Consider the following 24,509-nt stretch of genomic DNA (forward strand, 5'->3'; position numbering starts at 1 on the left):
CGCAGGCGGGGCCGCCGATCAGCTCAGATCTCGTCGATCGACGACGACTCGAAGCGGGTGGACAGGTTGATGCCGAGCTCCTCGGCGGTGCGGTGCGCCTCGTCGTCGTTGTCGCGCAGGTTGACGGCGTTGCCGTCGGCACCCAGGACCTCGACGTTCAGGCAGAGCGACTGCATCTCCTTCATGAGCACGCGGAACGACTCGGGGACGCCCGGCTCGGGGATGTTCTCGCCGCGGACGATGGCCTCGTAGACCTTCACGCGACCGAGGATGTCGTCGGACTTCACCGTGAGCAGCTCCTGGAGCGCGTACGCGGCACCGTAGGCCTCGAGCGCCCACACCTCCATCTCACCGAAGCGCTGGCCGCCGAACTGGGCCTTACCGCCGAGCGGCTGCTGGGTGATCATCGAGTAGGGGCCCGTCGAGCGCGCGTGGATCTTGTCGTCCACCAGGTGGTGCAGCTTCAGGATGTACATGTAGCCGACCGAGATCGGGTACGGGAAGGGCTCGCCCGAGCGGCCGTCGAACAGGCGGGTCTTGCCGCTCGAGCCGATGAGACGCTCGCCGTCGCGGGTGAGCAGGGTCGAATCGAGCAGACCCGAGATCTCCTCCTCGGTCGCGCCGTCGAACACCGGGGTCGCGACCTTGGTGCCGGGGGCGGCCTCGAGCGCGGCCTCGGCGAGCTTCGCAGCCCACTCCGGCGAGCCGTCGACCTTCCAGCCCTGCTTCGCGATCCAGCCGAGGTGGACCTCGAGCACCTGGCCGAAGTTCATTCGACCGGGGATACCCAGCGGGTTCAGGATCACGTCGACCGGCGTGCCGTCGGCGAGGAACGGCATGTCCTCGACGGGCAGGATCTTCGAGATGACGCCCTTGTTGCCGTGACGGCCCGCGAGCTTGTCGCCCTCGGTGATCTTGCGCTTCTGGGCGATGTAGACCACGACGCGCTGGTTGACGCCCGAGCCGAGCTCGTCGTCGTTGTCGTTCTCCGCGTCGAAGACCTTGACCGCGGTGACCGTGCCCGAGACGCCGTGCGGCACCTTGAGCGAGGTGTCGCGGACCTCGCGGCTCTTCTCGTTGAAGATCGCGCGGAGCAGGCGCTCCTCGGCCGACAGCTCGGTCTCGCCCTTCGGCGTGACCTTGCCGACGAGGATGTCGCCGGGGCGGACCTCGGCGCCGATGCGGATGATGCCGCGCTCGTCCAGGTCCTTCAGCGCCTCCATGCTGGCGTTGGGGAGGTCGCGAGTGATCTCCTCCTTGCCGAGCTTGGTGTCGCGGGCGTCGACGTCGTACTCCTCGATGTGGATCGACGAGAGGGTGTCGTCCTTCACCAGGTTCTGGCTCAGGATGATCGCGTCCTCGTAGTTGTGGCCCTCCCACGACATGAACGCGACGAGCAGGTTCTTGCCGAGCGCGAGCTCGCCGTTCTCGGTCGCGGGACCGTCGGCGATGACCTCGCCGGCCTCGATCCGCTCGCCCGCCTTGACGATCACGCGGTGGTTGTAGTTCGTGCCCTGGTTCGAGCGATCGAACTTGCGGAGGTAGTAGCTCTTCGTGCCACCCTCGTCGAGCTGGATCGTGACGACGTCGGCCGAGACCTCGTCGACCACGCCGGCCTTCTCGTTGATGACGACGTCGCCGGCGTCGATGGCCGCGTAGCCCTCCATGCCGGTGCCGACGAGCGGCGACTCGCTGCGGACCAGCGGCACCGCCTGGCGCTGCATGTTGGCGCCCATGAGCGCGCGGTTCGCATCGTCGTGCTCGAGGAACGGGATGAGCGAGGTACCGACCGACACCATCTGGCGCGGCGAGACGTCCATGTAGTCGACGAGCTCGGCGTCGACCATCTGCACCTCGGTGCCGCGGGGGCGGGCGAGGACCTGGGTCTCGGCGAACTTGCCCTCGGCGGTCAGCGGAGCGCCGGCCTGGGCGATGAGGAACTCGTCCTCCTCGTGCGCGGTGAGGTAGTCGACCTGGTCGGTGACCTGACCGTTCAGCACGCGGCGGTACGGCGTCTCGATGAAGCCGAAGGCGTTGATGCGCGCGAAGGTCGCGAGCGCGCCGATCAGACCGATGTTCGGGCCTTCAGGGGTCTCGATGGGGCACATGCGGCCGTAGTGCGACGGGTGCACGTCTCGCACCTCGACGCCCGCGCGGTCGCGGGACAGGCCGCCCGGGCCGAGCGCCGACAGACGACGCTTGTTGGTCAGGCCCGCGAGCGGGTTGTTCTGATCCATGAACTGCGACAGCTGCGAGGTGCCGAAGAACTCCTTGATCGCCGCGAGCACGGGGCGCGTGTTGATCAGGGTGTTCGGCGTGATCGCCTCGATGTCCTGCGTGGTCATGCGCTCGCGCACCACGCGCTCCATGCGGCTGAGGCCGGTGCGCACCTGGTTCTGGATCAGCTCGCCGACCGCGCGGATGCGGCGGTTGCCGAAGTGATCGATGTCGTCGGTGTCGAGGCGCACGTCGATCGCCTGGCCGTCGCGGACGCCCGGCAGGGTCTCGGTGCCCGCGTGCAGGCCGACCAGGTACTTGATGGTCGCGACGATGTCCTCGAGCGACAGCACCGAATCGGTGATGGGAGCATCGATGCCGAGCTTGCGGTTGATCTTGTAGCGGCCGACCTTCGCGAGGTCGTAGCGCTTCGGGTTGAAGTAGCTGTTGTCGAGCAGAGCGCGCGCGGCCTCGATGGCCACCTGCTCGCCCGGACGCTGCTTGCGGTAGATGTCCTTGAGCGCTTCCTCCTGCGTGAGGATGCCGTCCTTCTCGAGGGTGAGCGCGATCGACTCGTAGCCGGCGAACTCCTCGAGGATCTCCTCGCTCGTCATGCCGAGCGCCTTGAGGAACACGGTGACCGACTGCTTGCGCTTACGGTCGATGCGGACGCCGACCTGATCGCGCTTGTCGACCTCGAACTCGAGCCACGCACCGCGGCTGGGGATCACGCGAGCGGTGAAGACGTCCTTGTCGGAGGTCTTCTCCTGGGCGCGCTCGAAGTAGACGCCGGGGCTGCGGACGAGCTGCGAGACGATGACGCGCTCGGTGCCGTTGATGATGAAGGTGCCCTTGTCGGTCATGATGGGGAAGTCGCCCATGTAGACCGTCTGGCTCTTCAGCACCTGAGTCTCGGTGTTGTAGAACGCCGCCTCGACGTAGAGGGGCGCGGAGTAGGTCTTGCCCCGCTCCTTGCACTCCTCGATCGAGAACTTCTGCTCGTCGAGGATCGGGTTCTCGAACGACAGCTGCATGGTGCCGGCGTTGTCCTCGATGGGCGAGATCTCGTCGAAGATCTCTTCGAGCCCGCTCTTCAGCGCGATGTCGTCGCGCCCTTCGGACTGTGCCTCGACGACGCGCGTCTTCCACGCGTCGTTGCCGACGAGCCAGTCGAAGCTCTCGAGCTGCAGTGCCAGCAGGTTCGGCATCGACAGCGTGTCGGAAATCTTGGCGAAGGAGAGCCGCGAGTGATCGCGACCGTTCTTCGGAGTGGGCGTGGAAGTTGCGTTGCGCGCAGCAGCCAAGGAAACTACCTCCGTGGGCCCCGTCGGGCCGGTTGACCAGGTCTCATTTGTGAGTCGCTTCGGAACACGCGGTGAGGCGCTCGAACTGGAGCTGACGGCCAACCGCTATATGAAGGCAGACTAGTGTCCGAAGTGCAACTATCGACTCTAACCGATATGCACGCGCCTGTCCAGCACTGTTTTTGTGCGGCTCATCGGGAGCAAATCGGCCCCCTCGGATGTCGGTCGGATCGCATACGCTGAATCCGACGCCGTTCCCCCTTCGGCGCACCACCGACCGAAAGGATCTCCCATGGGCTTCTTCACCAAGGAACAGACCCCCGCTGCCGGCGGCGGAGCGCTCGCTCCGCTCTCCAAGGACCGCGTCAAGCACGCCCTCGAGAACGCCGGCTGGCAGTACCGGGTCGATTCCGACGGAGACATCGGAGGCGGCTGGGAGAACGGCTTCTTCTACTTCTTCGTGAACGGCGAGAAGCAGGAGCTCTTCTGCGTGCGCGGCACCTGGTACGGCGAGCTCAGCCAGGCCGAGTTCGAGCGCGCGCTCGTCGCCTGCAACACCTGGAACACCGAGAAGCTCTGGCCGAAGACCTACGCCCGCCCCGACGACGAGGGCAAGGTGCGCGTGCACTGCGAGCTCAACGTCGACTACGAGCACGGCCTCACCGACGAGCAGCTCACGCAGCACCTGCTCTGCGTGATCAACACGGGCGGCGCCTTCTTCGAGTCGCTCAACGAGCAGTTCCCCGAGGCAGCGGCGGCGGTCGCCGCGCGCAGCGCCGAGTAGGCGAGCGCCAGAGCCTCCCCCCGACCGCTCAGCTCCCCTTCTCAGAAAGACCGCATGTCCGAACGCTTCCAGGTCGACCTCACCGGCATGGTCGACCTGCTGTCCCGTCACCTGTACTCGGGACCGCAGGTCTTCGTGCGCGAACTGCTGCAGAACGCCGTCGACGCGCTCACTGCACGACGCGAGCTCGATCCGTCCGCTCCTGCGACGGTCCGGATCACGACCGGCACCGACCCGGCCGGCCGGGCGACGCTCAGCGTCGTCGACACCGGCATCGGACTGACCGCGGCCGAGGCCGCCGAGCTGCTCGCGACCATTGGCCGGTCCTCGAAGCGCGACGCGGACCTGGGGCTCGGCCGTTCGGAGTTCATCGGACAGTTCGGCATCGGCATGCTCGCGGCGTTCATGGTGGCGGACGAGATCGAGGTCCGCTCGCGATCGGCACGGCCCGGTGCCGTGCCGATCCGGTGGACCGGTCGGGCCGACGGCACCTTCGACGTCGAGGAGCTGGGCGGTGCGGAGGTCGAGGTCGGCACCGCGGTCCGCCTGACCGCACGCAGCGACGCCCGGCACTGGCTCGCGAACCGCACCGTCGTCGACCTCGCGACCGAGTACGGCGGGTTCCTGCCGTTCGACGTCGCCGTCGAGGTGCCGGTCGAGGGCGTCGGCCCCCTCTGGCAGCGGATCACCGCGCCCGAGCTGCCCTGGCGCGCGGAGTACCCCGTGCCCGGCGAGCGCGAGCGCGCGCTGGATCGGGCCTGCGAGTCGCTCTTCGGGTTCACGCCGCTCGGCCGCATCGACCTCGATCTGCCGGTCGCCGGCGTCAGCGGCGTCGCCTTCATCCTTCCGCAGGCGGTGTCCCCCGGCAGCGGCCAGCACCGCGTCTACACGAAGCGCATGCTCCTCGGTTCGCGCGTCGACCGGATCCTGCCCGACTGGGCGTTCTTCACCCGCGCCGTCATCGACGCCGAAGGGCTCTCGCCGACGGCGTCGCGCGAGCAGCTGCACGACGATGAGGTGCTCCAGGCCGCCCGCGAAGCACTCGGCACCCAGATCATCGCCTGGGCCGCGCGCACGCTGACCAGCGGATCGCGGCTGGCCGCCGATTTCATCCGGACCCATCACCTCGCGCTGCGCGCGCTCGCGGTCACCGAGCCCGACATGCTCGAGCTCGTAGCGCGCGTGCTCCCCTTCGAGACCACCGACGGCCCCCTCACACTCGCCCAGGTCGCGGAACGCGGCGAGGTCGTCTACTCGACCACCACGGAGTCGTTCCGACGCGTCGCCACCGTCGCGCGCGCTCAGGGGCTCGTGGTGGTCAACGCGGGCTACGTCTACGACCTCGACCTGCTGCAGCAGCTGGCCGGGCGGCCCGGCTGGAAGGTGCGCGAGCTCTCGAACGCCGACCTCGTGCACGTGCTCCGCGTGCCCGATCTCGAGCGCGAGCTGGAGGTCGCCGACGCCGTCGCCCGTTCGCGGGACCTGCTCGAGAGCGCCGACTGCGACGTCATCGTGCGCAGCTTCGAGCCGTCGGCCGTCCCCGCCATGCTCCTCCGCGATTCCGCCGGCGAGCAGCGCCGCGACCTCGACCGCGAGCGCTCGGCGGCCCCCGGGCTCTGGAGCGGCCTCCTCGACGCGTTCTCCGATCCCGAGGTCAGCACCCGTACGCGCACCCTCGTGCTCAACGACGACTCGGCGGTGGTCCGCAGGCTCCTGGCGGCCCCGGTCGGCGGCGTGTTCGACGCCGGACTCAACTCCCTCTACCTCTCGGCGGTGATGCTGGCCGGCGACGGCCTGCACTCGGCCGAAGCCGTCGCCCTCGGCGATGCGCTGAGCGTGCTGCTCGACGCGTCGCTCGGCGGCGATCCCGACACCGCCTGACCGGGCACCCGAGAAAGGAACTCCGTTGGCCAAGGACATCGACCACGAACTCCGCACCCTCCGCCGCCTCCCCTACGGGGTCGCCCGCACCTCGGCCACCGAGGCCCTGGTCCGCCGGCTCGAGACCGACGGCCCCGAGCGCCAGCTGCCCCAGGCCCTGCTCGATCTCGTCGAGGCCTACACCTTCGCGAACCTGGGTAAGCAGGGCTTCGTCGCCTTCGCCCGCACGCTCCGCCTCTGGGACTCGCGCCCCGAGCTGTTCGACGAGGCCGACGAGCGCAACCTGTTCTGGGAGTTCAAGTGGATCGCGGGCGACCTGCCCGACTACCCCGAGATCACGGCGGAGCAGGCCGACGCGTTCCTCGCCGACATGTCCCACCGCTTCGCGGTCGCGGGCAAGGGCGGCTCCTCCGTGCGCATGTCGCGCTTCCGCTGGGCCTGGCACACCGGCAGCGCCGACATGGAGCAGGCGCGCATCGACTGGATGACGGGCGAACGGGACGAGCTCGAGGACTGCGCGACCTGCACCATCGGACAGCAGACCGACTACTTCACCGAGCTCGGCCGCTACGAGGAGGCCGTGGCGATCGGCAGGACCTCGACCGGCACCTGCAATCTCGAGCCCACCCGCACCATGCACGCGCTGGCGCTCGCCGCGCTGCGCGCGGGCGACGCGGAGCTCGCCACCCGCAGCTATCGCCGGGCGGTCGCCACGTACTCGAGCGCCGAGGGCAGCGATTTCGCCCCCGCCCACGGCCAGGCCTTCGAGCTCCTCGCCATCGGCGGCGCGCTCGATCGAGCGCTGCAGCAGCTGCGCACCGACACGGGCCGCCTGCTGCTCGATGCCTCTACCCCGCTCTTCCGGCTCCGGTTCCTGCTCGGAGTTCTCTCGGGGCTCTCGGCGAACCTCGACCGGAGCGAGCTCCCCACTGGGCTCAGCACCCCCGCCGCCCCGACCCTCGGTGAGCTCCACGCATGGGTGCGCGCCGAGACGGAGGCGCTGGCGGCGCAGTTCGACCGCCGCAACGGCACCGGCTACTACGCCGACCAGGTCGCCCGGGCGCTCGGCAGCCGGCGCACCGAGCACGAGCTGCTGCTCGGCCGCCTCGGCGATCCCTCCCCCGAGGCGTCCGACGAGGACTCCGACGCTCCGTCCGACGCGCCGACCGAGGCCGTCGGCGATAGCGGGGACCCGGGCCGACCGGACGTCGGCGACCTTCCGGACGATTCCCGACCGGAACCCGCGAACGCCGACGAGGCGTACGCCCGAGCCGAGACCCAGGCCGGCATGCGCGCGTATCTGACCGCGTCCGACGACTACGCGCTCGCGGCGACGTTCGCACAGGCCGAGGGCCGGCTCGAGTTCGCCGGGATCTGCTGGGCCGAGGCAGCGAAGGCCGCGGAGCTCGCCGGCGATGCGAGCGCGGCGCACGAGCGCTACACCGCCGCACTCCCCCGTCTGGAGGCCGCCGGCTCCGAGGCCGCCCTGATCGCGCAGGTGCTCGTCGGCTGGGCCCCCGTCGCGGCGCAGGTCGCGGACTTCACCGAGCTCGTCGCGCGCCTGCGCGCGGCTCTGGCACGCACCGAGGAGCACGCTCCCGAGCCCGCGCTGACCGAGGAGCTCACCGAGAGCCGCCGGATCGAGCACCTGCTGACCCTGGCCACGCTGCGCGACACGCTCGCACGGAGCCTCGGTGCCGCGGGAACCGCGACCCGGGCGGATGCGCCCGAGCACGCCGAGGCGGTCTCGGCCGCGCAGCGCGCCGGCGAGGAGTTCGCCCAGACCGGCCGGATCTCGGACGCCGCCCACGCGTTCTGGCTCGCGGGGCGGTTGCAGCGCTCGGCCGGTGACACCACGGGCGCCATCTGGTCGCTCGAGTCGGCCTTCGAGGGATTCACGGTCGCGCGCCAGACGAACGAGCGGGCCCACGCGGCCGGCGAGCTCATCGAGGTGCTGCGCGAGACCGGGCAGAGCGACCGTGCCGACGCGGTGATCGCCGAGCTCGGAGCGTAGCCCGCCGAACCGCTGGCCGCCGGGCGGGCCGGCTCTGCGCCGCCGCCCAGGATCCGCCGTTCCCGCGTCGTTAGGGTGTGGGGATGATCGAGGCACGGAGCCCGCGAGCGCGGGGCATCAGCGGCAGCGCGATCGCGTGCGCCTGGCTCGCCATCGCGGTGGTCGTCGCCTTCGGCGTGTACCTGCTGGTCAGCGGAGGCGGCCCCACGCCCGTCGACACGGCCTGGCACGATGCGATCGGGGCGGAGCGCGGCGGCTTCGCCGCGGTCCTCGCGACCGACCTCGCCGGCATCGGCGGCTGGATCGGGGTCACCACCTGCGGGCTCATCGCGTGCGCCGGGCTCTTCGCCGCGCGCCGGCCGCGCGACGCCGGGATCCTGATTACCTCGCTCGTGGTCGGCGTCGCGGCCTCCCAACTGCTGAAGTTCGTCATCGGACGCCAGCGTCCCGCAGACATGCTGATCCACGCGGCCGGATCCTCGTACCCGTCGGGGCACTCCCTCTCGGCGGCGACCCTGGCGGTCGCGATCGCGATCGTCCTGGCGCGCACCGCGCCGCCGACGATCGCGAAGCTGCTCTTCGCGGCCGCGGCGTTCTGGGTCCTGCTCATGATGTGGAGCCGCACCGCCCTGCACGTGCACTGGCTCACCGACACCATCGGCGGTGCGCTGCTCGGCACCGCCGTCGCGATCCTGTCGGCGGCCGCCTGGCAGCGGCGGGAGCGTAGGATCGACGCATGAGCGATTCCACCGCATCCGCTTCCGCAGCACCCCAGATCCGCGTCTTCGGCGCCGACTGGTGCGGCGATTGCCGACGCGCCAAGCGCGTGCTGAACGACCTCGAGGTGCCGTTCGAGTGGATCGACCTGGTCGAGGATCCGGCCGCCGCCGACGTGGCGCGCGATATCAGCGGACGCACGAACATCCCGGTCGTGACGTTCCCCGACGGCACCCACCAGGTCGAGCCGAGCGACGGGGACCTGCGTTCCAAGCTCACCGAGCTCGGCCTCGCCGCTCGCACCGCGTGAGCGAGCAGCCCGCCCGGTCCCGCGTCCTGTCCTCCGGGCTGATCGCCGAGATCGAGGACGACCGCTTCGTGCCCGGCGCCGTGCAACTGGTGGTCGACGGCACTCCGCAGTCGCACGTGAACCTCGACGACCCGTCGGACCTGTTCTTCGAGTACATCCGTCGCATCGGCCACGTCATCGACCTGTTCCGTCCGAGCGGCTCCCCCATCTCGGCGCTGCACCTCGGGGGCGGCGCCTTCACCCTGCCGCGCTACGTCGAAGCCACCCGCCCCGGCAGCCGTCAGCAGGTCATCGAGATCGAGGACGCGCTCGTGGATCTGGTGCGCGAGCACGCGCCGCTGCCGAAGCGCGCGAGCATCCGAGTGCGGCGCGGCGACGCCCGCGCGGTGCTCGCGAAGCTCCCCGCCGGCATGCAGGGCGCGATGGACCTCGTGGTCGTCGACATCTTCGCGGGCGCCCGGACGCCCGCGCACGTGTCCAGCCTCGAGTTCTACGACCTCGTGCGCCTGCTGCTCGCCCCCGACGGGCTCGTGGTGCTCAACGCCGCGGACGGCACCGGGCTGCCCTTCGTCCGCGGTCAGGCTGCGACGCTCGCCGCCCGCTTCGCGAACGTGGTCGCCGTGGCCGAGCCGCAGGTGCTGAAGGGCCGACGTTTCGGCAACGTCGTGCTGATCGCGTCGAACGGCGACGTGAGCGAGCTGGACTGGCTGCCGCGCCTGCTGGCCGGCGGGCCGCACCCGGCGCGCATGCTGGAGGGCGCAGAGCTCTCGGAGCTCATCCGGGGCACCTCGCCCGTGACCGATGCGACGGCCGTGGACTCCCCCGCCCCGGCGCGCGAACTGTTCGGCCGTGGCTGACCTCGAGCGCGTCCGCGTGTGGGCTGATGCGCTCATCCGCATGCATCTGGATCACCGGGCCTGGAGCTTCGGCTTCGACCACGCGCGGCGCCGCGCGGGCCTGTGCGACTACACGAACCGGCGCATCACCGTGTCGAGGCACCTCGCGGCGAAGTTCGATGACGACGAGATCCACCAGGTGCTGCTGCACGAGGTGGCGCACGCGATGGCCGGCCCCTCGGCCGGCCACGGCCCGAAGTGGCGTGCGGTCGCGGCGGGTATCGGCTACGTCGGTGGACGGACGCACGACGGCGAGATCGCGCACGAGCTGGCGCCGTGGGTGGGCACCTGCCCCGCCGGGCACGAGCACTTCCGGTTCCGCAAGCCGACCCGGGTGTCGTCCTGCGCGCGCTGCGCGCGGGGGTTCCGCCCGGAGCACACGATCAGCTGGCGGCGACGCGAGGACGCCCAGCGGGACTGACCCCCTGGCCCCGGCGCCCGGTGGGACCGGCCGGCGCGCGGCGGGATCGGCCGCGCCGTCGCCGCGGCCGCCGGTTCAGCGGCCGCCGGTTCAGCAGCCGGCGGTTCAGCAGCCGACGGTGGCGAGCACCTGGCGCAGCAGCCGGCCGCGCCCGCCGACCAGCTCGGCGAGGGTCTCGGGCGCGAGCGCCTCCTCGGGCGACATCCAGGTCACCTCGAGCGCGTCCTGGCGCGGCGTGCAGCTGCCCGTCACCGGCACCACGTAGACCAGCGACACCGCGTGCTGGCGTTCATCGACGTAGGGGGTGAGCCCGGGCAGGGGGAAGTACTCGGCCACCTGAGCGGGTACCGGGGCCGCCGGGATCAGCGGGAAGGCCATGTGGCCGAGGTCGTTCTCGAGGTGCCGGAACAGCGCGTCCCGCAGCGCCTCGTCCTTGCGGACCCGGCCCGACACGAGCGCCCGGGTCATGCCGCCGTCGGCGGTGCCGCGCAGCAGCAGACCGACCTCGGTGACGCGCCCGAGGCCGTCGACGCGCACGGGGACCGCTTCGACGTAGACGACCGGCACCCGGCCGCGCACGAACGAGAGTTCGTCGTCGCTGAGCCAGCCGCTGCCGTCCGGGCCGAACTGCGGACGGTCCTCGGGGTCCTGCGGTTCCGGCAGCTCGGCGGTGTCGATGCTCATGCGGCCCATTCTGCCCGACTCCGCTCGGGAACGCGCCGCGCCGGGAGGATTCGGCACACCGCGGAGCGCCGGCGGTTTCGAACTACGCTGGACCCATGGCAGAGCTGCAGATCGACCCGGCCCGCGTTCGATGGGCCGTCGACGGTGCGCCGGCGTCCGAAGCGGATGCGCTCGCCGCGCTGGCCGACCGCCCCTTGCTCGTGCTCATGCACGGCTACGGATCCTTCGAGGGCGACTTGATCGAGCTCGCCCCGTTCCTGCCGTCGGCCGTCTGCGCCTCGCCGCGCGCGCCGCTGGTCGCCCCCGCTCCCGTCGAGAACGGCTACGCCTGGTTCCCGCTGTCGTTCGGCGCGCAGGGTCTCGCTCACGATCCGACGCCCGACCGGTTCGAGGGTACGGCGCCCCACGCCGCGGCAGTCGCCGCGCTCGCCTGGATCGACGGCGTCGTCGAGCGCGCGATGGACGCCGGGGCAGAGCGCCGTCCGGCCGTCGCGCTGCTCGGGTTCTCGCAGGGCGGCGCGATGGTCACGTCGTTGCTGCGGCTGCGTCCCGGAGGCTTCGCCGCCGGTGCGATCTGCTCGGGCTTCGTCCCCGCCGGCGCCTGCGACGGGGATCGGGAGCTCGCCGCCGCGCGCCCGCCGGTCTTCTGGGGCCGCGACGTGCAGGACCCCGTGATCGATGCCGCCCGCATCGCACGCACCGCCGAATGGCTGCCCGAGCACACCTCGCTGGTGTACCGGGAGTACACCGGGATCCTGCACGGCATCGGTCGCGACGAGCTCGATGACATCGCCGCGTTCCTCAGGCCGCTCCTCGCAGACGAGCGCGCCTCCGCGGCGAGCGCCGACGGGGCGGATCGGCGATGAGCGCGGACGCTCCGGCCGGTCCCCGCGACAAGACCAGGCGGGTCTACGACCACGTGATGGAGCGGATCGTGGCGGGCGATTTCGCCGCGGGCGACCCGATCCACATCGGCACGCTCGCGGGCGAGACCGGCGTCAGTCTGATCCCGGTCCGCGAGGCGCTGCGCCGCCTGGAGTCCGAGGGGCTCGTCGAGTTCGAGTTCCACCGCGGCGCCCGGGTGGCCGAGCTCGGCGCCGAGGGGTACCGCGACGTGATGCAGACGCAGGCCGTGCTCGAGGGGCTCGCCGTATCGCTCTCGGCGCCGTTGCTGACGGCGGAGGACCTCGAGCGGGCTCGGGAGCTCAACGCGCTGATGGATGCGGCGCACGGGCGCGGCGACTTCCACGCCTACAACGAGGCCAGCCTCGAGTTCCACGGTCTCCTGCAGTCGCGCTGCCCCAATCACTACCTGCGCGACACGCTGCAGCGCGGGCAGCTGCGTGTGGCGGCCATGCGGGCCTCGGTGGTCGGGTACCGCGGGGAGATCAGCGAGCGGCTCTCGCACGAGCACACCGAGCTGGTCGACCGGATCGCCGCGGGCGCGCCCGCCGAGGAGATCGAGGCGCTCATGCGCGCGCACCGCACGGGAACGCTCGCGCACGACTCCGCCGGGATCGCGGAGCGCGCCGCGGGCGCGGGTTCCGCGGTGTCGGAGGTCGACTCTAGGCTGAGGGCATGACCGCATCCGAGAAGGACCTGCTCCGCGTCAAGCTCGACGAGGTGCGCAGCGCACTGCTGTGGAAGCTCGACGGGCTGGGCGAGTACGAGCTGCGTCGTCCCATGACCCCGACGGGCACCAACCTGCTCGGACTCGTGAAGCACACGGCGAGTGTCGAGCTCGACTACTTCGGGCTGGTCTTCGGCCGACCGTCGGGCGTCGCGCTCCCCTGGTTCGCCGACGATGCCGAGCCGAACGCCGACATGTGGGTGCCCGCCGACCAGACGAGCACCGAGATCATCGCGCTGTCCCGCACGGCCGCCGAACGTACCGCCGCGACCATCGACGCGCTCGACCTGGACGCCGAGGGCACAGTGCCGTGGTGGACCCGCAACCCGGTCACGCTCCGGCAGATCATCGTCCACGTGACCGCCGAGTATGCGCGTCATGCCGGCCACGCCGACATCGTGCGCGAGCTCGTCGACGGTTCGGCGGGCATGCGCCCCGATGCGACGAACCTGCCGGCGGTGGACGACGAGTGGCTGGCCGACTACCGGCAGCGGCTCGAGGCCGCGGCGCACGAGGCGGCCCGGCGCAGCGGGGCCCGTGCGAGGATCGACGCATGACCCGTGTGCTGCTCGCGCAGGTGGCGAGCCCCGACGACGAATCGCAGGCGGACCGCATCGCGCGCGTCGAGCAGCTGCTGCTGCGCGAGGCCCCCGGCACCGACCTCGTCGTGCTCCCCGAGCTGTGGAGCGCCGGCTATTTCTCGTTCGACGCGTACGCCGATCGCGCCGAATCGCTCGACGGCCCGACGGTGGCCATGGGCCGCCGCGTCGCCCGCGCTACGGGAGCCGCGGTGCACCTCGGCAGCATCGTCGAACGCGACGGCAGCGGCCGGCTGTTCAACACCGCCGTGCTGCTCGACCGCGACGGGCGCATCACGCAGACCTACCGCAAGATCCACGTCTTCGGCTACCGCTCGCTCGAAGCCGAGCTGCTGACGCCGGGCGATCGCCTGAGCGTCACGAGCAGCCCCGTCGGAGCGCTCGCCAGCACCACCTGCTACGACCTCCGGTTCCCCGGGCTCTGGCAGCAGATCAGCTCGCGCGGCGCCGAGAGCGTCGTGGTGCCGGCGGCCTGGCCCGCCGCGCGGCGCGAGCACTGGCAGCTGCTCACGCGCGCCCGCGCGGTCGAGCACCAGCTGTTCGTCATCGCGGTCAACGCGTGCGGCACGCAGCGCGGCGTCGAGCTCGGCGGCGGCAGCCGGGTCGTCGATCCGTCGGGTCTCGTGCTCGCCGAGTGCGGCGACGGCGAGCAGCTGCTCGGCGTCGACATCGATCCTGCACGCGTCGCCGAGGTGCGCGCGGAGTTCCCCGTCATCGCCGACCGGCTCGTCGACTATGCGGGGCTCGCCGCGGACGCGGGGGCCGAGCCCGAAGGCTAGGCCTCCAGCTCGCCCAGCACGGCGTCGAGCGCGGCGACGAACACGTCGGCCTCGGCGACCGTGAGGGTCATGGGCGGCTTCACCTTCAGCACGTTCTGCCGTTCGGAGGTCGCCTGCATGATGATCCCGTGATCGAGCAGCCGCTCGCAGACCCGAGCGGTCTCCTGCTGCGCGGGCTCCAGGGTCTCGTGGTCGCGCACCAGCTCCACGCCGAGGTAGAGCCCGCTGCCGTGCACCCGGCCGATCAGGCTGCGCCGGGCGGCCAGTTCCTCGATCCGCGCGCGCAGGTGCGCACCGACGACGGCCGCGTTCCGCTGCAGTCCCTCCTCGCGGATCACGTCGAGCACCGCGGACGCGGCGACCGCGCTCGCGGGGGCTCCGGCCGCCGATGAGAAGAACATGCCCTCGTCGCGCAGCGCGTCGACGATCTCGCGTCGGGCGATCACCGCTCCCACCGGGTAGGCGTTGCCGGCCGCCTTCGCGACCGCGATGATGTCGGGGACCGCGCCCTGCAGCTCGGACCCCCAGAATGCGCCGCCCAGGCGGCCGTACCCGACCTGCACCTCGTCGGCGATCGCGAGCCCGCCGCTCGCGCGGATCGCGTCGTATGCGGCCGCCAGGTACCCCTCGGGCGGCATCACGCCCCCGGCGTTGCCGAGCACCGGCTCGCAGATGAAGGCCGCGGCCGGGCGGCCCTCGGCTCCGAGCCGTTCGGCGGCCTCGCCCACCTGCGCGGCATAGGCCGCTCCCGCTCCCGCGCCCCGGTGCGGGCCGCGATAGTCGTTCGGCGCGTCCACGAGGTGGACCCACTCGGGTCGGGATGCGAGCGCCGACGGGTTGTCGAAGGCCGAGGTGCTGACGGCGTCCGCGGCCATGGTCCAGCCGTGGTAGCCCTCGCGGGCCGCGATGAGGTCGCGCCGACCGGTGGCCGCCTGCGCGAGGCGGATCGCGAGGTCGACCGCCTCGGAGCCGCTGTTGACGGGGATCACCGTGTCGAGCGAGGGATCCGGCGCGTGCGCGAGCAGCTTCTCGGCGAAGTCGGCGTAGGCCTCGTAGAGGAATCGGGAGTTGGTGTTGAGCAGGTGCAGCTGTCGCCCGACCGCATCGGCGAGGCGGGGGTGCGCGTGCCCGATCGCCGTCACGTTGTTGACGAGGTCCAGGTACGCGCGGCCCCGGGTGTCGACGAGCAGGGTGTTCCACCCGCGTTCGAACTGGGGCGGGTCGAGGTAATACCGTTCTGCGGCGCCGCCCATGGCGTGCTCGCGGCGACGCTGCTCGTCGCGCAGTTCGCAGGTGGGATCCGGCACTGCGACGAGGCCCAGCAGCGCCGAGGGATCGGCGGCGCCCTCCGGCGCGTACTCGTCGAGCGCACCCGCGAAGAGCGGTGCGGGAGCCGCATCGAGCATGCGGCGCGCGACCACGAGCCGGCCGAGGCCCGAGGCGTGCGTTCCGACGCGTCCGAGCTCCGCCCCCGCGGGGACCGGGCCTGAGCCCGACCGGGGCGCCGCGGGATCGATCCCCTCGATGCGCAGCACCACGCCGTCGGCGCTCAGCTCCGCGAACCCGGCCCCCGTCTCGATGCGTCCGGCGAACGGGGCGGTCACCGTCGCCCCGGGCCGGATCCAGAGCTCCACGCAGCGGGAGCGGGTGTCGGCGGGTCGGCTGACATCGGCCGAGACCCGGCTCAGGCGGGCCTCGCCGAAGCGCATGACCGCGACGGGCGCGGCCGCGAGCGCTTCGCGGGCGAGCTCCTGCTCGATCCCGGGATCGGTCCAGCGCCCGCGGTCGAGCGTCTCACTCCGGATCCCGAGGTCGATGATCCGCGCGCGGTCGAGCCCGGGCACCAGATCCCGGTAGACCAGGCCGGCCCGGTGGGTGAGCCCCGCGGCCAGGCGCAGCTGCGCCTCGACCGGGTGGGGATCGAGCGCGGCGGCCCGCTCGAACACCCGCCACTCGTGCTCGAGGCGCTCGCGCGCGTACGCATTGTCGGGATCGATGCGGATCTGGCTCCACCCGCTGACCGCGAGCACGGCGCCGCGGAGCGTGACGAGGGGCCAGAGCGCGGCGAGCTCGGCGTCGGTCAGCGGCTCCTCGCACGCCGCCGCGAATCCGCGCACGGCGCGGGCCGCGGCCGCGAGGCTGCCCGTGCGTCCCAGCACGTCGGCAACGAGCACGGCGAGTTCGGCGATGCGCCAGGAGCGCGCGGCATCGCCCAGGTCGATGACCCACAGCGCTCCTGCGGCATCGATCATGATGTTGTCGCTCGTGAGATCCCCGTGGATCAGCTGGGCGCGCAGCTGCGGGCGCACGGCGTCGAGCCGTTCCAGCGCCCCGTCGACCGCGCGACGGCACGCATCACGCCGGTCCTCGGGCAGGTCTCCGATGAGCCGCTCGACCACCGCCGCCGCGTTGCCGAGCTCCCACTGGTGGCTGCGCCGTGCCGCGGGATGCTCGACGGCGGCCAGCGCGTTCGCGACGCGCCCCGCCAGGGCTCCGAGCTCCTCGGCACGGGCCCCGTCGATCTCGTGGCGCTCGGCCAGCGCGGTTCCCCGCACGGTCTCGTAGGCGAGCACACGGGACTCCTCGCCCTCGCGGTCCGCGATCGCGAGGGACCGCGATCCCGAAGCCGCTGCGAGGATCCACGGAGTCCGCACCCCGGCCTCGCGCAGCGCGTCGGAGACCCGGATCTGGAGCGAGACCTCGGCCTCGGTCACCGTGGGGTGGACGACCTTCAGCAGGATGCTCGCGTCGCTCGCAGAATCGCCGATCAGGAAGTTGCGGTCCTGCTGGCTGCCCAGTTCGCCGAGCGTACCCGTCGCACCGAATTCGGCCTCCGCGATGCGCGCGACCTCGGCGAGGTCCGGTTCCGGGCGCCGGAGCAGCCATTCCTCCCGCAGCGCATCACCCATCGATCCCACTCCATTCAATCTGGTCATCTTTCATTACCAGTAAAAGCATATCAGTGAGCTTTCATTCTCGATACACTGGTCAGTGTTCACCCGAGACTCCACGGAGGCCCCATGCACGACGCACCGCACGACACCCCGGATGCTCTCGACGACATCGATCGCGCCCTACTGACCGCGCTGCAGGAGGACGGCCGCCTCGGCTACGCGGAGCTCGGGCAGCTCGTCGGACTCACCGCCGGGGGCGCCCGCAAGCGGGTCATGCGGCTCGAGGAACGCGGCACCCTGCAGATCGTCGGCGTCACGAACCCGCTCCGACTCGGATACCGCAGCATGGCGATGGTCGGGGTCGTCGCCGACGGCGATCTCGAGGTCGTCGCCGAGGCGCTGAGCGAGATCGAGAACGTCATCTACGTCGTGCTGGCCGCCGGGCGCTACGACCTGCTCGTCGAGGTCATCGCCGAGGACCAGGAGGCGCTGTTCGAGCTCATCAACCGACGCATCCGCCCCACCCCCGGGGTCTCCCGCGCCGAGACCTTCACCTACTACGGCATCCGCACCCACCGCTTCGGCTGGGGCGCCCGCTAGCCCCACCCTCTTCAACCGAAGAACCCCGGTGCCCGCCTGATGGGCGAGCACCGGGGACGGACCGGGACGGGCTGGTTCGGGGGACGAGGACTCGTCCCGATCCGACTACTCAGAGCGCTCGCGCGAGCGAATGTGACGCGTTTCGGCGCGCGATTTCGAGATCGGCCTGCCGGCCCACCGCAGGTAGGCAACCGCGAGCAGGATCGCGCCGATCATCGCCGGGATCCACCAGGGGAAATGCGGCACCGCGGAGGGCTTGCCCGCTGCCTCGACGTCCGCGGGCGGCGTCGGGGTGATCCGTTCACCCGTGACGAGGATCCGGTGCGAGTTCACTCCGAGCGGGGTGCAGGTGATGAGCGTGACGAGGTCCTCGCCCGCGACCTGATGCAGCGTCTCAGTGTCCTCCGGCGCCACCACGGTGACGTCCTTCACGCGGTAGGTGAGCACCTCGCCGAAGGTCTCGATCGTGAAGGTGTCGCCGGTCCTCACCCGATCCAGATTCGTGAACATCTCAGCACTGGCGAGCCCCCGATGGCCAGTGATGACGGATCGGGTGCTCGCGCCGCCGACCGGCAGCGAGGTCCCCTCGAGGTGTCCGAGCCCGCGCAGCAGGGTGTCGTCATCGGTTCCGTGGAAGATCGGCAGATCCAGGTCGATGGCCGGCACCCGCAGGCGGGCCATCATGCCGCTCGGGGTCACCAGCTGCGATCGGTACGGCCGTGCGGCGGAGTCCCGGGACTCCCCCGCACCGACCGGGGCGTTCGCGCCCGCCGGCAACAGCACCCCGGATGACAGTGCCTCGTTGTAGGCCCGTGCGTTCTTGATCTGGGTCCGCCCGTCGGGCGACGCGTGCTCGACCTGCCGGTCGTAGAAGCCGATCAGCGTGGACTGGTTGTATTGCGAGATCCAGGCCGCGGCGGTCGGGTACAGCAGGATCGCGACGCCGAGCACCCAGCAGGCGGCCGTGATCCACGGTGCGGCGCCGAGCGGTCTGCGTCCGCGCCGCGCGCGCAGCTCGCGGCGCGTGACGGACGGCCCGGGGCGCACCTCGGCGGCCTCGGCCGGGTGCAGCTCGTGATCCATGCGCGGTGTCTCCGATCGGTTCGGGAGGTTCTGGGTCTGGAGGGGGGCCGGGTCCCGGGGTTTCGGGAACGACCGCGGCCGGTCCGGCGCTCCCGCGAGGGTGCGCCGGACCGGCCGGGAGCCGCGTACGGCAGGCGGGAGGCTAGGCCCGCTGCTGCTTGCGGCGCGAGATCAGCACGGTGCCCGCGGCGACCGCGACGAGCGCGAGCCCGCCCGCGATCATGAGGACCTGGCCGGCCGCACCGGTGAGGGGCAGCTCGGGGACCTCCTGCTGCTTGTTCTCGATGTCGATCGCGGCGTTCGCGGTGGTTCCCGGCTTCACGACCACGTTCGTGAGTGCGTCCGCCCCGGTGGGCAGCACGAAGCCGGCGGGGGCCTTCACCTCGACGAGCTGGTAGCAGCGCGTAGCGAGCCCGATGGTCTCCTCACCCTTGTCGTTCACCGAATCGCTGCCGACCCACAGACCGGGGATGTTCACGACGCCGTTCGCGCCGGAGGAGATCACCAGCTTCTTGTTCGTGTCGGCGGGATCCTTCACGTCCGCGAACACGGTGTCGGCGGTGCACTCGGCGGTGTCGCCCATGCGCACCTCGAACTCCGCGCCGGTCAGCCCCTTCTTCGAGGGATCGACCTTGGTGATCTGCGCCTGGCCCCAGCGGGTCTTGACCGTGTTGGTGGGGTTCTCGGGGTCCGGACCGCCGGGCTCGCCCGGCTTCGCGGGCGTGTAGTCCATGTCGTTCACATTCACGAACGCGGTGTTCTCGATCTTGCCGTCTCCGACCGAGGTGATGGTCGCGGCGAACTCGAAGCGCACCTTCGCCCCGGCGGAGAGCTTCGCGAGGCCCGACGCGGTGAGCTGCACCTTGACGGTCTGCCCCGCGGATCCGGTGGTCGTGAAGTCCGCGGCGGCGAGCGCGACGCCGTCGACGAGCACCTTGACGGTGCCGACCTTCGGGCTCAGCCGGCCGTCGAGCGTGTCGGACAGGGTGAACTTCTGGTAGGTCTCGCCCGCGGCGATGCCGGGCACGATCTGCTCGACCGAGAACTGCACGTCGGAGCCGACGGCGGTGCTGCTGGGCGCCTGGTCGTCGATGCGCTTGACGGGCGGATTGCCCACGGTGTTCTTGGGGTACACGTTGACGTCGTAGACCCAGGCGCCCGTGCCGGCGCCCGAGTTGACCGACGGGGTCGGCACGGTGACGATGAACGGATCCGCCTTCTTGGCGGCGTTCGCCGGGGCCTTGACCTCGCGCACCAGGTAGGCGCCGAGCGCCAGGCGGCCGGAGCTCGCGACGCCCGCAGCGTCGGTGTCGGGGAGCGTCGTGCAGTTCGACAGCGTGTAGCTCGCGAGCTGGGTACCGTTCTGCGCGGCCAGCAGCTGCGCGTTCGAGACGGCCTTGACCTGGTTCCAGCCGGTGTTCCCCGCCGCGGTGAGGTCGATGCCGTCGACGTGGCAGACCTCGAAGCCGACGCCCGCAATAGGCTTCGTTTTCGGAGCGGTGCCCGTTCCGTCGGGGTTCATCGTCCCGTTCCCGGGGTTCTCGAACTTGTGAACGATGATCGAACCGGTCTTCGCCGTGTCGATGTTGTCGGCGAAGGCCGCGGTTCCTCCGACGAACAGGCCGGCGGCGCCGACGGCGAGCGCCGCGGTCGCGGCCAGACCGCGCGACAGGGCGCGCGATGCGGTGTGCTCAGACATGGAATGCCTTTCTTTTCATGGGTGTGCCGAGAATCGGCGTCCGGTTCTCCTCCTCGCGGAGGAGAGATCTGGGTGGTCAGTCGACGGCGAGGCGCCGTCTGCGGGTGGTGCGGATCACGAGGAACGCGGTGACCGCGATCAGCAGGCCTCCGCCGATCGAGAACACGAGGGTTCCGATCCCGCCGGTCAGCGGGAGCACGGGCACGTCGATCTGTCGGTTCTCGATCTGGCCGACCGCCACGGCGGTGGCGCCTGAGACGGTCACCTTCACGGGCGCGGTGAGCTTCACGAATCCGGCCGGTGCGCGGGTCTCGATCAGGTGGTAGTCGCCCACCGGGACCTGTCGGAGCAGGAACTTCCCGGCCGCGGGATCGGTGTCGGGGCCCAGGCATCCGGCCACGTTCTGCTGCACGCAGTCGGTGACGTGGACGACGGTGCCGCCGGGGATCGGCGCGCCGTTCCCGTCGACGGGGACGAGGTCCCACTCCGATCCCGCCAGCCGCTGGTGCTGCGGGTCGACCTTCTCCCAGCTCACGTCGACGCCCGGCTTCGCGTTCTTCACGTCGCCGATCCGATAGGTCCAACTGGCTGCGTCGAGAGCGCCCGGCCCGATCACGACGCGCACCGGGTCCGCGGGGAGCACGTAGCCCGCCGGGGCCTTCGTCTCGCGCAGGTCGTAGCTGCCCCACGGCACCCCGACGACGCGGAACTTGCCCGGCGCAGGATCCTGATCGGGTCCGGTGCAGGGCGCCCGGGTGCAATCGACGATGGTCCTCGGCCAGGTGCCCGCAGGCGCGGGAGCACCGGCGACGACGACCGGGCTCAGGGTCCACTCGGAGCCTGCGAGGAGCTTGCTCGAATCGAGACCGTCGACCTTGTTCCAGGCCAGATCGGGCGCGAGCTGCAGGCCGACCTTCGGTGCCTCGTTCGGCAGCATCGGGATCCCGCTCGAGTTGCGGTTTCCCGCGATCGCCACGTTGTTCCAGGCGATGCCGGTCAGGTCGCCGCCGTTCCCGGCGCGGGCCGGGAAGGTCGCGGTGTAGGCGTCGAGCGGCTTCCAGACGCGCGAGCCGAAGTCGATCCGGATCCCGGTGACCTTCGCCCAGCCGGTGCCGATCGCCGCTGCGGCGACCCAGGTGTCGTCGCAGCCGGCCGGCGCGGAGCTCCGCGTCCCTCCGCCCGCGCCCGCGAGCTCGCCGCGGCACGGGTTCGGCGCGGTCGAGTAGAGCACCGTGGTCCCCGCGGGGAGGCCCGTCACCGGTCCGGTCATGAACACGTCGAACGCGGATCCTCGGACGTCCGCACCGGGACGCACGCCGTGGTCGCCGGTGCGGGGCAGGAGGTCGTAGACCACCACGTCGCGCATGTCGACGTTGCCGGTGTTCGAGACGGGGATCCGGTAGCTCGCGGCGCCCGCGCGATCGGTCGAACCGATCCCGGGCGACGGCACGTAGTCCGCGTCGTAGGCCCCCTTGACCTGCTTCTGCGATCCCATGCCGGGGCCCTCGACCACGGTGTAGGGCTTCTGCGTGCGGCACCCGGTGTCGGCCTCTGGCCCCTGCACGGCGTTGCTGAAGCTCAGGTCGCCCCAGCTCTTGACCGGGTCGGAGACCTTGGGGTCGGCGTACGCCCCGGGGTAGGAGCAGTCGAGGTAGCCGGTCGCGGCCTCCTTCGCCTGCACGAGGCTGTAGTTCTGGTACGTCGCCGCAGGAGTGCCCTCCTTGACACGGACGTCGAAACCGACGGTCAGTTTCTCCGACTGACCCGTGGCGGGGTCCCAGATGAAGAGCCCGCTGCCGTCGGCGGCGTTCGGGAAGTCGACGACGATCTTCGTGCGCGTCTTGCCGTCGATCACGACCTCGCTGACCGTGACCCGAGGTGCCCCGAGCTTCGCGATCACCGCCGAGGCGGGGCGGTCGGGGTTGCCCTCCAGCCCCAGGTACACGGGGTTTGCGGGGTCTTTCGGGTCGTAGACCAGGTTCTCGGGAAGGATGTCGGTGATGGTCGGCGTGAAGCGAGCTGCCTGCATGGTCGTGTCGTCGCCCCCTCCCCATGAAGAGCGCCGTGTCTGGATCTCGACGCGCAGCCGGTCGCCGGGCTGGGCGCTGGCCTGCGCCTGCTTCTGGGCGACGGTGGTCGCGGTGCTCGGGTTGTACACCCGCTTCTCGGAGTAGATCGAGACGGGGTCGCGCGCGATGCGGTTGTACCCGCAGCGCCCCTCCTGGTTCGAATCGACCAGGCGACCGTTGGTGGTCATGCTGCCGCCGTTCCACGTGATCGTGTTGTCGGCGGTGCAGTTCTCCACCGTGACCCACAGCGGGTGCTCGGAGGACGGTGTCACGCCGCGCACCGGAGTGGGCTGCGCCGTTCCGGTGGTCAGGAAGTGCGGCTGATAGGTCCCGGCGGCCACCGCCGCGGAGTTGTCGATGGGGATGTCGCGGCTGATGCTGCCGAACAGCAGCAGCTTGCCCTTCGTCCCGCCCTTCATCCGGTTCTTATCGAGCCAGAACTTGGTGATCCACTCGCCCGCACCCATCGGGATCGTGTTCCCCCTCGAGACTCCGTTGCAGAATCGGACCGTGCTGTCGCCCGCGGTGAACCCCTCGGGGATCGTGCAGGCGCCCGTTCGCCCCTGGTTGGTGATCCAGTGCACTGTGAGTTCCGACATGGCGCCGTTCGCGCCGAACGAGATGTCGCGGTACGCCGGCTTCGCACAGGTGGTCGCGTTCGGGTCGGACGGGGAGGTCCAGCCGCACGGCAGCACGTCGGTCATCGACCAGGACCCGACGGCGTTGCCGGTTCCGGTGACGCTGAAGCTGTGCAGGTAGCCGCGCACCCAGTCCCCCTGCGCGGACTTCTCCCCGCGGGTCCACTGCCGCGACGGTCCGTTCGATGCCGCGTAGGAGATCCCCTTCTGCACCGTGAACTTCCCGTCGACCCCGATCCGCAGGTAGTGCTCCGCCTTGGCGCTGTCCGACAGAGTGGTGCCGGGCCGCAGCCAGGGCTGCGCCGTCGCGGACACGGTGTTCGTCTGCAGCAGGTGCTGGTTCGCCGCATTGGTGAACGCGCTCGCGGGGAAGTTCACCGTGACGAGCAGATCATTCGCGAAGGTGCTCGCATCGCAGGAAGCGACACCGTTCGCATCCACCTTCGCCGAGTCGCCGAGGTTCCAGGTGACCGTATGGTTCTGGGCGTTGTAGACGCCGTTCATCGTCGCACTCTTGAACACGGTGCCCGGGGGCAGCTGATCCACGATCACGAGGTTCTTCATCGCCCACAGCCCCGGCGCTTTGCAGAACGAATCGTTGCCGTAGTACAGGTGGCTGCCGCTCGCCGTGAACTGGCTCGGGTAGCCGGACTCGATCAGGTAGGTCACGTCGCCGTCGACGTAGGGATCCTCGGAAGGCGAATACTTGGTCTTGCGGATCTTGAGCCCGAGCTCGGCCGTGATCGTGGCGGGCACGGACGTGGCCGAGGCCGTTCCGAGGCTCGAGGTGAAGGTCGCCGAGGGCGTCACCGTCGTCCCGTCGGGAGTCACCCAGTTCTGCGACTTCAGCATGAAGGTGACGGTGCCCGCGTTCGAACCGGTCATGGTCGGCGGCAGGCTCCACACGATCTTGCGATTCGCGCCGGTCCCCTGCACGCTGACCGGGTAGCTCGTGCCGCCGATCGTCACCGCGGTGAAGCTCTCGACGCTCAGCGAGACCCCGTCGGGCTGGCCGTCGGGAACGGGCACCACGATCTGCCCGTTCGCGCAGGTCGGCGAGTTCGTGCTGCCGCACTCCCACTGCACCTCGAACGAGATGTTCTCGCCGGATTTCACCTGGGTGTCGAGCGGCCGGATGGCCACGGACATGTCGTTGCCCGCGGCCGATGCGGGCAGCGTCACCCCCATGAGCACGACGAGCGCCGCGGCACCCGCCGCGACGAACGCGCGCACGGGCCTGGCCACCTCACGGAAACGCCACCGAGATCTCATACTTCCTCCGCTGATCGA

General features: G+C 71.0%; 18 protein-coding genes. 12 read left to right on the forward strand and 6 right to left on the reverse strand.

Annotation, left to right across the window (positions count from 1 at the left end):
• Positions 1-23 precede the first annotated feature (23 nt).
• Positions 24-3,521 carry a DNA-directed RNA polymerase subunit beta gene (rpoB, locus tag BMH31_RS14280; RefSeq protein ID WP_046456175.1) on the reverse strand — a complete coding sequence of 1,166 codons (3,498 nt, stop codon included), beginning with the start codon at positions 3,519-3,521 and terminating at the stop codon, positions 24-26.
• A gap of 292 nt (positions 3,522-3,813) precedes the next feature.
• Between rpoB and BMH31_RS14285 the strand changes: the two genes are divergently transcribed.
• The 7 genes from BMH31_RS14285 (at position 3,814) to BMH31_RS14315 (ending at position 10,544) form a co-directional block, all read left to right on the forward strand.
• Positions 3,814-4,305 (forward strand): YbjN domain-containing protein, encoded by a 492-nt coding sequence (locus BMH31_RS14285; protein ID WP_046456174.1) that lies wholly within the window; start codon positions 3,814-3,816, stop codon positions 4,303-4,305.
• 54 nt (positions 4,306-4,359) lie between these two features.
• The gene (locus tag BMH31_RS14290) at positions 4,360-6,186 is read left to right on the forward strand and encodes an HSP90 family protein (protein WP_099723166.1); all 1,827 of its coding nucleotides are present in this window, start codon (positions 4,360-4,362) and stop codon (positions 6,184-6,186) included.
• Positions 6,187-6,211: 25 nt separating this feature from the next.
• Positions 6,212-8,200: a hypothetical protein gene (locus tag BMH31_RS14295; RefSeq protein ID WP_099723167.1), complete on the forward strand. Its 1,989-nt coding sequence runs from the start codon at positions 6,212-6,214 to the stop codon at positions 8,198-8,200.
• Between the two features lie 83 nt (positions 8,201-8,283).
• Entirely contained in the window at positions 8,284-8,940 is a 657-nt protein-coding gene (locus BMH31_RS14300) for a phosphatase PAP2 family protein (RefSeq protein WP_099723168.1), read from the forward strand.
• The gene (locus tag BMH31_RS14305) at positions 8,937-9,227 is read left to right on the forward strand and encodes a glutaredoxin domain-containing protein (protein WP_099723169.1); all 291 of its coding nucleotides are present in this window, start codon (positions 8,937-8,939) and stop codon (positions 9,225-9,227) included. The genes BMH31_RS14300 and BMH31_RS14305 overlap by 4 nt, the downstream gene beginning before the upstream one ends.
• Positions 9,224-10,084, forward strand: a complete 861-nt coding sequence (locus tag BMH31_RS14310; RefSeq protein ID WP_099723170.1) for a fused MFS/spermidine synthase — start codon at positions 9,224-9,226, stop codon at positions 10,082-10,084. Before BMH31_RS14305 ends, BMH31_RS14310 begins: the two co-directional genes overlap by 4 nt.
• Complete coding sequence (locus BMH31_RS14315; protein WP_099723171.1) at positions 10,077-10,544, forward strand: SprT-like domain-containing protein; 468 nt, start codon at positions 10,077-10,079, stop codon at positions 10,542-10,544. Before BMH31_RS14310 ends, BMH31_RS14315 begins: the two co-directional genes overlap by 8 nt.
• A 105-nt stretch (positions 10,545-10,649) precedes the next feature.
• Here BMH31_RS14315 and BMH31_RS14320 read toward each other — a convergent pair whose 3' ends face one another.
• Complete coding sequence (locus BMH31_RS14320) at positions 10,650-11,228, reverse strand: DUF4916 domain-containing protein (RefSeq protein WP_099723172.1); 579 nt, start codon at positions 11,226-11,228, stop codon at positions 10,650-10,652.
• 95 nt (positions 11,229-11,323) lie between these two features.
• Here BMH31_RS14320 and BMH31_RS14325 point away from each other — a divergent pair, with 95 nt between their 5' ends.
• The 4 genes from BMH31_RS14325 to BMH31_RS14340 are packed head-to-tail and all read left to right on the forward strand — an operon-like array spanning position 11,324 to position 14,236.
• Complete coding sequence (locus BMH31_RS14325; RefSeq protein WP_099723173.1) at positions 11,324-12,094, forward strand: hypothetical protein; 771 nt, start codon at positions 11,324-11,326, stop codon at positions 12,092-12,094.
• Positions 12,091-12,810 carry a GntR family transcriptional regulator gene (locus BMH31_RS14330; protein WP_099723174.1) on the forward strand — a complete coding sequence of 240 codons (720 nt, stop codon included), beginning with the start codon at positions 12,091-12,093 and terminating at the stop codon, positions 12,808-12,810. The genes BMH31_RS14325 and BMH31_RS14330 overlap by 4 nt, the downstream gene beginning before the upstream one ends.
• Entirely contained in the window at positions 12,807-13,415 is a 609-nt protein-coding gene (locus tag BMH31_RS14335; protein WP_099723175.1) for a DinB family protein, read from the forward strand. The genes BMH31_RS14330 and BMH31_RS14335 overlap by 4 nt, the downstream gene beginning before the upstream one ends.
• A complete protein-coding gene (locus tag BMH31_RS14340) occupies positions 13,412-14,236 on the forward strand; it encodes a carbon-nitrogen family hydrolase (RefSeq protein WP_099723176.1) in 825 nt (274 codons plus the stop codon). Before BMH31_RS14335 ends, BMH31_RS14340 begins: the two co-directional genes overlap by 4 nt.
• Here the strand turns inward: BMH31_RS14340 and BMH31_RS14345 are convergent.
• Positions 14,233-17,172 carry an aminotransferase gene (locus tag BMH31_RS14345; protein WP_241898315.1) on the reverse strand — a complete coding sequence of 980 codons (2,940 nt, stop codon included), beginning with the start codon at positions 17,170-17,172 and terminating at the stop codon, positions 14,233-14,235. The genes BMH31_RS14340 and BMH31_RS14345 overlap by 4 nt on opposite strands.
• Positions 17,173-17,256: 84 nt before the next feature.
• Here BMH31_RS14345 and BMH31_RS14350 point away from each other — a divergent pair, with 84 nt between their 5' ends.
• Positions 17,257-17,730: an Lrp/AsnC family transcriptional regulator gene (locus BMH31_RS14350; RefSeq protein ID WP_099723177.1), complete on the forward strand. Its 474-nt coding sequence runs from the start codon at positions 17,257-17,259 to the stop codon at positions 17,728-17,730.
• 105 nt (positions 17,731-17,835) lie between these two features.
• On the opposite strand, the gene BMH31_RS14355 is transcribed toward BMH31_RS14350, so the two are convergent.
• From BMH31_RS14355 to BMH31_RS14365, 3 genes are all read right to left on the reverse strand, one after another.
• Positions 17,836-18,813 carry a class C sortase gene (locus BMH31_RS14355; RefSeq protein WP_099723178.1) on the reverse strand — a complete coding sequence of 326 codons (978 nt, stop codon included), beginning with the start codon at positions 18,811-18,813 and terminating at the stop codon, positions 17,836-17,838.
• Positions 18,814-18,955: 142 nt separating this feature from the next.
• Positions 18,956-20,512, reverse strand: coding sequence for a SpaH/EbpB family LPXTG-anchored major pilin (locus BMH31_RS14360; RefSeq protein ID WP_099723179.1), 1,557 nt, complete (start codon positions 20,510-20,512; stop codon positions 18,956-18,958).
• 76 nt (positions 20,513-20,588) lie between these two features.
• Complete coding sequence (locus BMH31_RS14365) at positions 20,589-24,452, reverse strand: SpaA isopeptide-forming pilin-related protein (protein ID WP_158234976.1); 3,864 nt, start codon at positions 24,450-24,452, stop codon at positions 20,589-20,591.
• Positions 24,453-24,509 lie beyond the last annotated feature (57 nt).

Source organism: Leucobacter sp. OLIS6, from assembly GCF_002752355.1.
GTDB lineage: Bacteria > Actinomycetota > Actinomycetes > Actinomycetales > Microbacteriaceae > Leucobacter.